This window comes from Pseudomonas sp. UBA4194 (genome assembly GCF_002379585.1).
Lineage (GTDB): Bacteria > Pseudomonadota > Gammaproteobacteria > Pseudomonadales > Pseudomonadaceae > Aquipseudomonas.
The window spans coordinates 44,450-57,548 of the sequence record NZ_DFUE01000003.1 but is presented as its reverse complement, the minus strand read 5'-3'; the positions used below and the strand labels follow the sequence as shown (position 1 = coordinate 57,548).

8 protein-coding genes and 1 pseudogene are annotated in these 13,099 nt (G+C 62.4%); 3 read left to right on the top strand and 6 right to left on the bottom strand.

Translation table 11 applies throughout. The annotated features are described in order from the left end of the window. Window positions 1-67 precede the first annotated feature (67 nt). The 3 genes from B3397_RS00405 to B3397_RS00395 all read right to left on the bottom strand — a co-directional run bounded on the left by B3397_RS00405 (window position 68) and on the right by B3397_RS00395 (window position 3,712). Complete coding sequence (locus tag B3397_RS00405; RefSeq protein WP_296246237.1) at window positions 68-871, bottom strand: DeoR/GlpR family DNA-binding transcription regulator; 804 nt, start codon at window positions 869-871, stop codon at window positions 68-70. A gap of 42 nt (window positions 872-913) precedes the next feature. Then, window positions 914-2,263, bottom strand: a complete 1,350-nt coding sequence (locus B3397_RS00400) for a gluconate:H+ symporter (RefSeq protein WP_296246234.1) — start codon at window positions 2,261-2,263, stop codon at window positions 914-916. 75 nt (window positions 2,264-2,338) lie between these two features. Beyond that, window positions 2,339-3,712, bottom strand: a complete 1,374-nt coding sequence (locus tag B3397_RS00395; protein ID WP_296246232.1) for a hypothetical protein — start codon at window positions 3,710-3,712, stop codon at window positions 2,339-2,341. 241 nt (window positions 3,713-3,953) lie between these two features. Here B3397_RS00395 and otnK point away from each other — a divergent pair, with 241 nt between their 5' ends. Then, entirely contained in the window at window positions 3,954-5,243 is a 1,290-nt protein-coding gene (otnK, locus tag B3397_RS00390) for a 3-oxo-tetronate kinase (RefSeq protein WP_296246231.1), read from the top strand. Then, the gene (locus B3397_RS00385) at window positions 5,240-5,878 is read left to right on the top strand and encodes an aldolase (RefSeq protein WP_296246229.1); all 639 of its coding nucleotides are present in this window, start codon (window positions 5,240-5,242) and stop codon (window positions 5,876-5,878) included. The genes otnK and B3397_RS00385 overlap by 4 nt, the downstream gene beginning before the upstream one ends. A gap of 198 nt (window positions 5,879-6,076) precedes the next feature. On the opposite strand, the gene B3397_RS00380 is transcribed toward B3397_RS00385, so the two are convergent. The 3 genes and pseudogenes from B3397_RS00380 to metH all read right to left on the bottom strand — a co-directional run bounded on the left by B3397_RS00380 (window position 6,077) and on the right by metH (window position 10,459). Next, window positions 6,077-6,280, bottom strand: coding sequence for a DUF2970 domain-containing protein (locus tag B3397_RS00380; RefSeq protein ID WP_296246228.1), 204 nt, complete (start codon window positions 6,278-6,280; stop codon window positions 6,077-6,079). 197 nt (window positions 6,281-6,477) lie between these two features. Then, window positions 6,478-6,627: pseudogene (locus B3397_RS00375) on the bottom strand (vitamin B12 dependent-methionine synthase activation domain-containing protein); the annotation flags it as partial. Between the two features lie 139 nt (window positions 6,628-6,766). Continuing rightward, on the bottom strand, window positions 6,767-10,459 hold the full coding sequence (metH, locus tag B3397_RS00370) for a methionine synthase (protein ID WP_296246223.1): 3,693 nt from the start codon (window positions 10,457-10,459) through the stop codon (window positions 6,767-6,769). Between the two features lie 247 nt (window positions 10,460-10,706). On the opposite strand from metH, the gene B3397_RS00365 reads away from it, so the two are divergent. Then, window positions 10,707-12,995: a fatty acid cis/trans isomerase gene (locus tag B3397_RS00365; protein ID WP_296246221.1), complete on the top strand. Its 2,289-nt coding sequence runs from the start codon at window positions 10,707-10,709 to the stop codon at window positions 12,993-12,995. Window positions 12,996-13,099: the final 104 nt, after the last annotated feature.

Sequence of the window (13,099 nt, the reverse complement as noted above, 5' to 3'; positions counted from 1 at the left end):
GGTGGATTTGGGGTGAGGGGACCATCCACCACCGATCTCAACCCAATCGACCCCAACCCACCAATCCCTAGGCCAGCAAAACCTCCACCCCCACCTTGCGAATCGCCTCCGCCGCCGTTTCAGTCAATTCACCGTCGCTAATGATCACATCGAACTGCTCCAGCCCTGCGATCCTGTACATCCCGAACGTGCCGTACTTGGAGCTGCTGGTGATCAGCACCCGCTGCGACGCCGACTGCATCGCCACCTGCTTGACCTCCACCTTGAGCGCCGAGGGCGTGGTAATGCCTCGTTGCAAGTCCCAGGAGCTGGTAGACATGAAGGCGATATCGGTGGCCAGCTGGCGCAGGGTAGCTACCGCCAGGCCGCCCACGCAGGAGCGGTTGGGGTGGTCGAGCAGGCCGCCGGTGTGGATCACATCCACATGCACCGCCTCGGCCAGTGCATGCACGATACCGAAGTCATTGGTGACCACCGTCATGCCCGACAGCGCAACGATATGCGGCACGATCTCCAGGGTGCTGGTGCCGGCGTCCAGATACACCGTCATGTCATCGCGCAGCAAGTCTGCAGCGAGGCGCGCCATGGCCTGCTTCTGCGGCTGCTCGGCTACCGCTTTGGACTGATGGCTGGGCTCGCTGTGCAACTGGCTGGCGATGCGTACCCCACCGGGCACCGAGTAGGCCCGGCCTTCCTGTTCCAGCACGCTGATGTCGCGGCGCACGGTCATGTGCGAGCAGTCGAACATCTCGGTCAACTGGTGCACGCTGAGCACCTGGTGCTTGCGCAACTGGCGCAGGATCTGTTCCCGGCGCTGGTCCGGGATCATCGGTGCGGCGCCGGTGAAGGCGAGGTCCTCGTCGGTGGGCATTCAGGCTCCGTAGCGTGCAGGGCAGGTGATCAGGCGGCCATATTAGCGAATCACCGCTTCGATCAATAGAACGCCGAGCAAGCCGATGATCGATTGCAGGCATAGCATCAGCGTCCAGGTGCGGAACGTCTGGGCCACGGTGAGCTGGAAGTACTCCTTGAACAGCCAGAAACCCGAGTCGTTGACGTGGGACAGCATCACGGCACCCGACGCGGTGGCCAGTACCAGAAGCTCCGGCGACAAGCCCGGATAGGCCAGCGCCAACGGCGCGACGATGCCGGTTGCAGCCACGGTAGCTACCGTTGCCGAGCCCACGCAGATGCGCAGCAGTGCAGCGATACCCCAGCTCAGGATCAGCGGATTCACGGCCCAACCAGAGGCGTGGTGGGTGATCAACGCATCAAGGTGAATGGTGGTGAGCATCTCCTTGAAACCACCCCCGGCGCCCAGAATCATCACGATCGCCCCCAGCGGCGCGAGCCCCTGGCTGGCCATCTTCTGCACCTGGCCCAGGTTGAAGCCGGCACGCAGACCCAGGGCGAAGAAAGCGAAGATGACCGCAATCAACAGCGACAGGATCGGATTGTTAAGGGCATTGAACACCGCGTAGGCCAGCGACCCTTTGGCGCTGAAAGCGATGCCCAAGGTGCCGATCAGCATCAGCCCCGGTGGCAGCAGGACCGCGATGATCGACGACAGCAACGACACCTGGTGTTGGTCCGGGCTGACTTCACGGGCGCCTACAGGGCCTGCGGTGAGGTCGGGTGCGGGGCCGAACCAGGGGCTGATGAAGCGCGTGAAGATCGGGCCGCAGATGATCGCAGTGGGTACGGCGATCAACAGGCCGTAGAAAATCGTCAGGCCGGTGTTGGCATGGAACGCGGCGACAGCCAGGGTCGGCGCCGGGTGCGGCGGCAGCAGGCCATGAGAGACATACAGGCCGGCCGCCAGGGGCAGGCCGATATACAGCAGATGGCTATTGGTGCGCTTGGCCACCGTGTACACCAGCGGTGCCAGCATGATGAAGCTGACATCGAACAGGTGCGGCATACCGATCAACAGCGCGGCGGCGCAGATCGCCCAGGGCGCGTACTGTACCGGGCGCTGGCCGATGAAGGCATTGGCAATGCGGTCGGCACCGCCAGAACCCAGCAGAATACCCCCCAGCAACGTGCCCAGGCCTATCACCGGCCCGGTCTTGGCCAATGCTGAGCCGAAGCCCTTGGCGAAGCTGTCGATGGTCTCGCCAGCGCCTGCACCGCTGAGCAGGCCAAGGCCGATGGCGGTGAGGGTCAACGCCAGGAACGGGTTGAGCTTGAGCTTGGTGATGAGCAGAATCAGCACCACGATGGCACCGGCAGCCATCGCGAAAATCAGCAGTTCGCTATTCATGTTTTTATGGAACCTGTGAAGTGGACGTCGGTGCCCGTCATGGGCACCGGTATCGGCTCAAGGCCGGGTATGCGGTCAGGCCGACTGCAGGCCGGACTGCCAGGCGCTGTGCAGCTCGGCGTTGTAGTGTTCGATGTCGGCCATCAGCAACAGCTCGCCCGCCTTGATGTCCCGCGCAGCGGTGGCGTGGGCGGTCAGGTACAGTGGGGCGATGTCGTTGGGTGCGTCTGGGCGACCCAGCAATACCGCTTGGACGCCAGTGACGTCATGGTGATGTCCACCCATGTTCAGCACGGTGCCTGCGGCGATGTCCACCGTGGCCCGGCCGGCAAGAATGGTCGACTGGCTCGGCTTGTCGGTGCCGGATGCACGTTTGTGCAGTACCGCGTTGAGCAGGCTGATGGGGGTTTCCACGCCCATGAAGTGATACGGCAGGTACAGGCAGGCGTAGCGTCCATTGCGGCTGACCACGTGGCCCTTTTGCGCCAGCAGTTCCCAGGTCGGCTTGTCGTGGGTGCGGATGATCACGAACACACCGCCGGCGAAGCTCGCTTCGTCTGGCAGGCGCAGCACGTTGAACACTTCGATCACACCACTGCGGCCCAATATGCCACCGTCCTCACGCAGCGCGTAGATGTCGGCGAGCTCGCTGGTGCGGGCAATCGGGTAATGCAGCAGTTCGACGTCGGGCACCAGGCCGGTATTGGTAGCGACCACCGACATTTCACAGTAGTCGGCGGTGGCGGACGTCTTCAAGCCATTGAGGGCAGCGCGGCGGGCGGCCAGGGTGGCGGGAATGTCGTCGCCCAGGCGCAACAGCTCGCTCATGGCTGGCGCGCTTATGGTGGTGTCCAGTTGGGTGATGCTGCCGTCTTCGGGGTTGAACACCAGATCGTATTCGCTGGATTTGCCCGCAGCGACGATATCCAGCTTGAGCACACGGGCCCAGCTGACCCAGCCGATCAGGTTGGCCGGCTGATCGCCATCGGCCGTGGTGTACACCACGTCGTGCTTGGCGGCCAGGCGGGAGAGGGCGATACCGACGACCGAATCGACTTCCTTGCTGACCATGGCCACGTGGCGACCATCTTCGATGGCTCGGCGGGCGACCTGATAGCCGATGGCGGGGTTGCCGGTGGCTTCTACCAGGATGTCGTAGCGGGCAGCTTGCAGCAGCGCAACATCGGCAACCAGTACAATGGCATCGGCGGGCGCGCTGGCTACAGCGGCGGCATCGTTGCACACATGCAGCTGTTGGGCGGGAAAGCCCAGTTCCAGGCAGAGGGCCTGCAGGCCGGGAACGTCCAGGTCGCACAGGGCTGCCGGCACCAGGTTGGGCATCAGCCGGGTCTGCGCCAGCAGGGTGCGCGAGAAACCACCTTTGGCGCCGGTGAGTGCGTAACGTACAGCCTGGTCGGCGTGTGCAGCGAACAGCAATTCGAAATTCATGGTTCGTCCTCGGTGAAGGGAAGATCGGCAGCGACCACCGGATGAACAATATTTGTTATGGATTCGTAGCTCCCGAGTGCCAGCACGATAGTGTGAAATTCACATATAGGTCAATTTATTTCACAGGGATTAACACTGTTGCCTATTTCGATTGTAGTATTGGGCCATCCGAACGATCAGATGAACCAATAATTAACATGCACCGTGGCACTCACGGTGACCTGTGCAGGAGACCGCCCCCATGACCACTGCCAATCGCCCCTTGCTCGGCTGCATTGCCGACGATTTCACCGGCGCGACCGATCTTGCCAACATTCTGGTGCGGGGCGGCATGCGCACCGTGCAATCGATTGGCGTACCGGACAGAGACCTGGCCGAGTTCAGCGAAGCAGACGCCATCGTCATCGCTCTGAAGTCGCGCACCACGCCGGCCACCGAGGCCGTGGCCGAGTCGCTGCAGGCGTTGGAGTGGTTGCGTCAGCGTGGCTGCCAGCAGTTCTTCTTCAAGTACTGCTCGACGTTCGATTCGACGGCGACGGGCAATATCGGCCCGGTGACCGAGGCGCTGATGCAGGCGCTGGGCACTGATTTCACCATCGCCTGCCCGGCGTTTCCGGAAACCGGGCGCACGCTGTTCCACGGCCATCTGTTCGTCCAGGACAGCCTGCTCAGCGAATGCGGCATGCAGCATCACCCTCTCACGCCCATGACCGATGCCAATCTGGTGCGTGTACTGGACGCGCAAACCACGGCCGCAGTGGGCCTGGTGCGCTACGACGTCGTCGCGCAAGGTGCCGACGCCGTGGCAGCCCGTTTTCAGGCGCTGCGCGCAGAAGGCGTCAGCGTGGCCATCGCCGACGCCTTGAGCGATGGCGATCTACAAACGCTGGGCCGCGCCTGCGCTGACCTGACGTTGATCACCGGCGGTTCGGGTGTTGCCCAGGGCCTGCCGGAGAATTTTCGTCGGAAGGGCCTGCTGCGTGACGGCGATGCGTCGGCAATGCCGGTCATCGACGGCCGTGCCGTGGTGCTGGCGGGCAGCACCTCGAAGGCCACCAATGGTCAAGTGGCTGCATGGCTGGAGGCGGGTCGCCCGGCGTTTCGCGTCGATCCACTGGCAATCGCCCGTGGCGAGCCGGTGGCGGCACAGGCCGTGGCTTTCGCCGAGCGTGACGAACCGGTGCTGGTGTATGCCACTAGCAGCCCGGACCAGGTGGCCGCCGTTCAGCGTGAATTGGGTGCCGAGCAGGCTGGGGCCATGATCGAAGGGGTATTGGGCGAGGTCGCCGCGCAACTGCAAGGCAAAGGCTGGCGCCGCTTCGTGATTGCGGGCGGGGAAACGTCTGGGTCGGTGGTGCAGGCGCTGCAGGTCAAAGGGTTGCGCATCGGTCGCCAGATCGATCCTGGCGTGCCGGCCACGGTTGCTTTTGGTGGCAATACGGCGCTGGCGCTGACGCTCAAATCGGGCAATTTCGGCAGCGTGGATTTCTTTGCCAAGGCCTTGGTCCGTCTGGCGGGAGACTTCCAGTGAGAGATGAACAAGCGCTGCGCGAAGAAATCTGTGAAGTAGGCCTGAGCCTGTTTCAGCGTGGCTACACCGTGGGCAGTGCTGGCAACATCAGCGCGCGCCTGGACGACGGCTGGTTGATCACGCCCACGGACGCCTGTCTGGGTCGGTTGCAACCGCAGACCATCGCCAAGGTCACCACAGCCGGAGAATGGGTCAGCGGTGACAAGCCGTCCAAGACCCTGGCCCTGCACAGGCAGGTGTACGACCGTAATCCCGAGGTCAACGGCGTGGTGCACACCCATTCCACCCACCTGGTGGCGCTGACCCTGGCCGGGGTTTGGAGCAACCAGGACATCCTGCCGCCGCTCACGCCTTATCAGGTGATGAAGGTAGGGCATATCCCACTGGTCGGCTATCAGCGCCCAGGTTCGCCTGATGTCGCGACTCAAGTGGCGGCGCTGGCCCGGCAGGTGAGGGGGGTGATGCTGGAGCGGTTGGGCCCTGTGGTGTGGGAGAGTTCGGTGTCCAAGGCCAGCCACGCGCTGGAGGAACTGGAAGAAACTGCGCGGCTGTGGCTGATGACCCAGCCACGACCCGCGCCCTTGAGCGATGCAGCGATCGAGGAACTGAAAGCGGTGTTCGGCTGCGCCTGGTAAGGCATTGACCCTACTTGTGGAATGGCTTTTGTTGGGCTTTACTGGAACCAGCGTCCAACAAAAATCACAAGAGACGATGCCGATGAGCAATTCCGTGAAAACTCGCAAAAGCGACAGTCATGTCGATGCCTGGGCCATATTTTTCATGATCGTGGTAGTGGTGGCGACGGCGGTGTACTGGGTCAGCCACCAGTAACCTCACGCACCGGCCACGTACAGCACCAACTGAACCACGCCGTAGAGCATCACCGCAAAGATCAAGGTGCACAGCGCCCCGAGCACGATGAAGTGCAGGGGCTTGCCGTGGGTAAAATCGCGCTCGCGATTCTTCTGGCTTTGAACGCCCAGGGCGGCGGCGAGGATGCTTTGCAGCATTTGCCAGAAGGTGGGTGGAGTGGACATGGTTGAGTCCTTTGGTGGGGTGTTCTGCAGTTGGGTCTGTGGTGTCTGGTCCCCTCACCCCAGCCCTCTCCCTGGGGGAGAGGGAGCTAAAAGCGGATCGCGGTGTGACGGCTATCGGTGATCGGCTCCCTCTCCCTCAGGGAGAGGGCTGGGGTGAGGGGACCATTCACCGCAAATTCCCCCCCACCTACCTCACATCAATTCTCATACCCAAGATTCGGCGCCAACCACCGCTCACTCACCGCCAACTCCTGGCCTTTGCGCTGGGTATAGCTCTGCACCTGGTCCTTGTCCACCTTGCCGACCGCGAAATACTGCGCCTGCGGATGGGCGAAGTACCGGCCGCTCTTCTGGCTCTGAACGTCTTGGGCGGCAGCGGGGGTGCTTTGGAGCATTTGCCGGAAGGTGGGGGGGGGAATGGCTGAGCCCTTTGGTGGTGTGTTCGGGGTTGGGTCTGTGGTGAATGGTCCCCTCACCTACCTCACATCAATTGTCATACCCAAGATTCGGCGCCAACCACCGCTCGCTCACCGCCAACTCCTGGCCTTTGCGCTGGGTATAGCTCTGCACCTGGTCCTTGTCCACCTTGCCGACCGCAAAATACTGCGCCTGCGGATGGGCGAAGTACCAGCCGCTCACCGCTGCTGCCGGAAACATCGCGTAGTGCTCGGTCAAGGTCACGCCGCTTTGGCCATTCTGGTCCAGCAGCTCGAACAGGGTGCCTTTTTCGGTGTGATCCGGGCACGCCGGGTAGCCGGGGGCAGGGCGGATGCCCTTGTACTGTTCCTTGATCAACGCTTCGTTGTCCAGGGTCTCTTCCTTGTCATAGCCCCAGTGCTCCTTGCGCACCTGCTGGTGCAGCCACTCCGCGCAGGCTTCGGCCAGACGGTCGGCCAGAGCCTTGACCATGATCGAGTTATAGTCGTCGCCCTTGTCCTGATACGCCTTGGCAACTTCTTCGGCGCCAATACCGGCGGTGGTGATGAAGCCGCCGACATAGTCGGTCACGCCGCTGTCCTTGGGTGCGACGAAGTCGGCCAGGGAGAAGTTCGGTTTGCCGTCGGTCTTGATGATCTGCTGACGCAGGTGATGCAGCCGTGCCAGCGGCTGTCCGTCTTCGCCATACAGCTCGATGTCATCGTCCTGCACCTGGTTGGCCGGCCAGAAGCCGAACACCGCGCGGGCGCTGATCAGGCGTTCGTCGATGAGCTTGCGCAGCATGGCCTGGGCGTCTTCGAACAGCGCGGTGGCCGCTTCACCCACCACTTCATCGGTGAGGATGCGCGGGTATTTGCCGGCCAGGTCCCAGGAGATGAAGAACGGGGTCCAGTCGATGTACTGCGCCAGTACGTTGAGGTCGATGTCATCCAGCACCCGGGCGCCGGTGAACGTCGGCTTGACCGGCGCATAGCTGTTCCAATCGAACGTGGCCTTGGCCGCGACTGCCTGTGCGTAGCTCAGACGCTCGGTGCGGGCGCTGCGGTTGGCCGTGCGTTCGCGCACATCGATGTATTCCAGGCGCGTCTTCTCGACGAACGCTGGCTTGAGTTCCTTGGACAGCAACTGCGTTGCCACGCCCACGGCGCGGGAAGCGTCGGTGACATAGATCACCGCGTCGTTGCTGTACTTGGGTTCGATTTTCACCGCCGTGTGGGCTTTGGAGGTGGTCGCGCCGCCGATCATCAACGGCAGGTGGAAGTCCTGGCGCTGCATCTCGCGGGCCACGTGAACCATCTCGTCCAGGGACGGGGTGATCAGGCCGGACAGGCCGATGATGTCGCACTTCTGTTCGCGCGCCACCTGCAGAATCTTCTCCGCCGGCACCATCACGCCCAGGTCGACGATGTCGTAGCCGTTGCAACCCAGGACGACGCCAACGATGTTCTTGCCGATGTCATGCACGTCGCCCTTGACCGTGGCCATGAGGATCTTGCCTTTGGCCTCGGGTTTGTCGCCTTTTTCCAGTTCGATGAACGGGATCAGGTGCGCCACCGCCTGCTTCATCACCCGCGCAGACTTGACCACCTGGGGCAGGAACATCTTGCCCGAGCCGAACAGGTCGCCCACGATGTTCATGCCGGACATCAACGGGCCTTCGATGACCTCGATCGGGCGCTTGAACGACTGCCGCGATTCTTCGGTGTCTTCGACGATATGGGTGGTGATGCCCTTGACCAGCGCGTGTTCCAAGCGTTGATTCACAGGCCAGCCACGCCACTCTTCGGTTTCGGCTTCCTTGACGCTGCCGTCGCCCTTGTACTTGTCGGCAATGGCCAGCAGCGCATCGGTGCCTTCCGGAGTACGGTTAAGCACCACGTCTTCGACGCGGTCACGCAACTCGGCCGGAATCTGGTCGTAGATCTCCAGTTGCCCGGCGTTGACGATGCCCATGCTCAGGCCATTGCGGATGGCGTATAGCAGGAACACCGAGTGAATCGCCTCACGCACCGGGTTGTTGCCGCGGAACGAGAACGACACGTTGGACACGCCGCCGCTGGTCAAGGCATAGGGCAGCTCGTCGCGAATGTAGGCGCAGGCATTGATGAAGTCGACGGCGTAGTTGTTGTGCTCCTCGATACCCGTGGCCACGGCAAAGATGTTCGGGTCGAAGATGATGTCTTCGGGCGGGAAGCCGACCTGGTCCACGAGAATGTCGTAGGAGCGTTTGCAGATCTCTTTCTTGCGCGCTTCGGTGTCGGCCTGGCCAGCCTCGTCGAACGCCATGACCACCACCGCGGCGCCGTAGCGCTTGCACAGTTTGGCGTGGTGGATGAACGCCTCGACGCCTTCCTTCATGCTGATGGAGTTGACGATGCCCTTGCCCTGGATGCACTTGAGGCCGGCCTCGATCACTTCCCATTTCGACGAGTCGATCATGATCGGCACGCGCGAGATGTCCGGTTCACCGGCGATCAGATTGAGGAAGGTGACCATCGCCTTCTGCGAATCGAGCATCCCCTCGTCCATGTTGATGTCGATCACCTGGGCGCCGGCTTCCACCTGCTGCAGGGCGACTTCCAGGGCCTCGGTGTAGTTCTCTTCACGGATCAGGCGGGCAAAGCGCGCGGAGCCGGTGATGTTGGTGCGCTCGCCGACGTTGACGAACAGCGACTGGCGGTCGATGGTGAACGGCTCCAGGCCCGACAGGCGACACGCCTTGGGGATGTCCGGAATCTGCCGCGGCGCATAGCCGGCTACAGCCTTGGCGATGGCTTCGATGTGCCCCGGGGTGGTGCCGCAGCAACCGCCGACAATATTGAGAAAGCCGCTCTGGGCAAACTCTTCGATGATCCTGGCGGTTTCAGACGGCAGTTCGTCGTACTCGCCAAAGGCGTTCGGCAGGCCTGCGTTGGGGTGCGCCGACACATGGGTGCCAGCCTTGTTGGACAGTTCTTCCAAGTAAGGACGCAGCTCACTGGCGCCCAGAGCGCAGTTCAGACCAACGGAAATAGGCTTGGCATGGCTCACCGAGTTCCAGAAGGCTTCGGTGGTTTGCCCGGACAGCGTACGGCCGGAAGCATCGGTGATGGTGCCGGAAATCATGATCGGCAATTCGAAGCCCAGCTCTTCGTAGACACCTTGCACGGCGAAGATCGCTGCCTTGGCGTTAAGGGTGTCGAAGATGGTTTCGATCAGGATCAGGTCGGCGCCACCTTCGATCAGGCCTTTGGTGGCCTCGGTGTAGTTCTCCACCAGTTCGTCGAAGGTAACGTTGCGGTAGCCGGGGTTGTTGACGTCGGGCGACAGCGAACACGTGCGGCTGGTAGGGCCCAGGACGCCGGCGACGAAGCGCGGCTTGTCGGGAGTTTCCAGCGTCTTGGCATCGGCGACCCGCCGGGCCACTCGGGCACCTTCGACGTTGAGCTCGTAGACCAGCGATTCCATGCCGTAATCGGCTTGGGACACCTGGGTGGCATTGAAGGTATTGGTTTCCAGGATGTCGGCGCCGGCATCGAGGTAGGCCTTTTCAATCGCAGCGATCACGTCCGGGCGGCTGAGCAGCAACAGGTCATTGTTACCCTTGACGTCGCTGGGCCAGTCGGCGAAACGCTCGCCACGATAATCTTCTTCTTCGAGCTTGTAGCTCTGGATCATCGTACCCATGCCGCCGTCAAGAATCAGGATGCGCTCTTTGAGGGCTTGCTGGAGGACTTGGAGGCGAGCACTGCGGTCGGACATGGGGAACCACTCTTTCAGAAAATTCGGGCGCTGTTTCAGGGTGCGGATGATAGCAAACCTGTGTCGGATTTGATCGGGGGAGGGGTTTGCATGAATTTGGTTCATGTTGGGTGGGTGGTGGTGAATGGTCCCCTCACCCCACATCCCACCCCGACATCGCACCCCCATCCCCCCAACCCAGTACGCCCGTACCCACTCCCCCCATCTCTCTGTACAATACCCGCCGATTTCATACCAGGACCCTCCCATGTCGTACCGTTCCATGCTCGGCGCCGCGTGGCTGCTGGTCTGCAGCCTCGCGCAGGCGCAGGGTCCTGCTGTTTCCTACATCAAAGATGTCCAGCCGATCTTCACCGAGAAATGCGTGGCGTGCCATGCCTGCTACGACTCTGCCTGTCAGCTCAACCTGGGCGGCGGCGAAGGGGCTTCGCGCGGCGCCTCGAAAATGCCGGTCTACAATGGCGATCGCACCCAGGCGCAAGACCCCACTCGGCTCTATATAGATGCCCAGTCTCCTGCCGGTTGGGCGCGCAAAGGCTTTTATTCGGTGCTCGACGCCCAAGGCAGCCAGGCGGCATTGATGGCGCGCATGCTTGAGCTGGGCCATAACGCCGCGCCCCTGCAACCGAATGCCAAACTGCCCGACACCATCGTGCTGGGCCTGAGCCGCAGCAATATGTGCCCCACGCCCGGCGAATTCGATGCCTATGCCGCGGCGCACCCGCAGGAAGGCATGCCACTGGCCGTAACTGGCCTGACCGGCGCGCAGTACCAGACCCTGCAGCAATGGCTGGCACAGGGCGCACCGATCGACGAGCAGAGCCTGCAGCCCAGCGCTGAAGAAGCGCAGCACATCAGCGCGTGGGAACAACTGCTCAACGCCGATGGCGCGCGCAATCAACTGGTCGCGCGCTGGCTCTACGAGCATTGGTTCCTGGCCCATATGTATTTCGACGGCGGCAAGAGTGGGCATTATTTCCAGTGGGTACGCTCGCGCACACCCAGTGGCCAGCCGGTCGACCTGATCGCCACCCGGCGGCCGAACGACGATCCGGGTACCCACGCCTACTATCGGCTGATCCCGGTGCAGGGCGCCATCGTCTACAAGACCCACATTACCTACAACTTCGATGCCGCCAAGCTGGCACGGGTCAAGGCCTTGCTGTACACCGGCGACTGGCAGGTCAGTGAGTTGCCAGGCTATGGGCCGCAGCGGCGCGCCAATCCGTTCGAGACCTTTCAGCAGATTCCGGCGCGAGCCCGCTATCAGTTCATGCTCGACGACGCCAAATACTTCGTCGATACCTTCATTCGTGGCCCCGTGTGCCGTGGCCAGATCGCCACGGATGTTATCCGCGACCAGTTCTGGACGATGTTCCAGGCCCCGGACCGCGACCTGTACATCACCGATGCCAACTATCAGGCGCAGGCCACACCGCTCCTGGCCATGCCCGGCCAGAACGATGACGTCGGCAGCGTACTTGGCTTGTGGCTGCGCTACCGTGACAAGCGCAATCAATACGAAGCGCTGCGCAGCGCGGTGTACGCCGATGCGCCTGCGCCGGACTGGAGCAGCCTGTGGGCCGGAAACGACAATGCCATCCTGACCATCTTCCGGCATTTCGACAGTGCCACGGTCAGCAAGGGCCTGATCGGTGAGATCCCGCAGACCCTGTGGCTGTTCGACTATCCGCTGCTGGAACGTACCTATTACCAGTTGGCGGTGAATTTCGACGTGTTCGGCAACGTCTCTCACCAGGCGCAGACCCGCTTGTATTTCGACCTGATCCGCAACGGCGCAGAGGTCAACTTCCTGCGCCTGATGCCGCCGGACAGTCGCGAGGGGCTGCTCGATGACTGGTACCAGAACGGTGGCAAGTTGAAGATGTGGCTGGACTACCAGAATATCGACGACGACACGCCGACCGCCTTGAGCCTGGGGGAAAAGAACCCCAAGCGCGATTTCGCGCTGCAGCTGTTGCAGCGCTATGCCGGCCTCAATGCCAGCCCCGATCCGATCAATCGGTGTACCGGCGCGTTCTGCTCCCGCGACGGCGTACCGGCGCCGATCCAGGCTGCCGAGCAGGCCCTCAGTCGTCTGGTATCACGGCCCGCGGCCGGCTTGAAGATGATCGAGTTGATGCCCGAGGCGACGTTGCTGCGGGTGCAGGAAAAAGACGGCAAACGCGAGATCTACAGCCTGCTGCGCAACCGCGCGCACAGCAACGTGGCGTTCTTGCTGGGCGAGTCTTATCGCTTTCAGCCAGGGCTGGATACCCTCACGCTGTATCCCGGGGTGCTGACCAGCTATCCGAATTTCATGTTCAACGTCCCGGCCGAGCAGGTCCCGCAGTTCGTCGATGCACTGAGCGCGGTGACCGACCGTACAGGGTTCGAGCAAGTGGTACAGCGGTGGGGCATCCGTCGCAGCCATCCCCAGTTCTGGTCCTATTTCCATGACCTGACCCAGTATCTGCAGGAAAAAACCCCGGTCGAAGCGGGGGTATTGGACATGAACAGGTATGAAAACCTGTAGCCCAAAGATGCCCCCTCACGCCGCTCCCGCCCCTGTAGGAGCGGCGTCCAAGCCGCGAAAACGCCCCCCCCAACCACCCCACACCTTCCGTCGATCCCCCACCC

What these genes read in the sequence shown, in the direction of transcription:
- B3397_RS00395 (WP_296246232.1), bottom strand. Translation starts at nt 3,712, where the DNA reads ATGAATTTCGAATTGCTGTTCGCTGCACACGCCGACCAGGCTGTACGT.
- metH (WP_296246223.1), bottom strand. Translation starts at nt 10,459, where the DNA reads ATGTCCGACCGCAGTGCTCGCCTCCAAGTCCTCCAGCAAGCCCTCAAA.
- B3397_RS00380 (WP_296246228.1), bottom strand. Translation starts at nt 6,280, where the DNA reads ATGTCCACTCCACCCACCTTCTGGCAAATGCTGCAAAGCATCCTCGCC.
- B3397_RS00400 (WP_296246234.1), bottom strand. Translation starts at nt 2,263, where the DNA reads ATGAATAGCGAACTGCTGATTTTCGCGATGGCTGCCGGTGCCATCGTG.
- B3397_RS00365 (WP_296246221.1), top strand. Translation starts at nt 10,707, where the DNA reads ATGTCGTACCGTTCCATGCTCGGCGCCGCGTGGCTGCTGGTCTGCAGC.
- otnK (WP_296246231.1), top strand. Translation starts at nt 3,954, where the DNA reads ATGACCACTGCCAATCGCCCCTTGCTCGGCTGCATTGCCGACGATTTC.
- B3397_RS00405 (WP_296246237.1), bottom strand. Translation starts at nt 871, where the DNA reads ATGCCCACCGACGAGGACCTCGCCTTCACCGGCGCCGCACCGATGATC.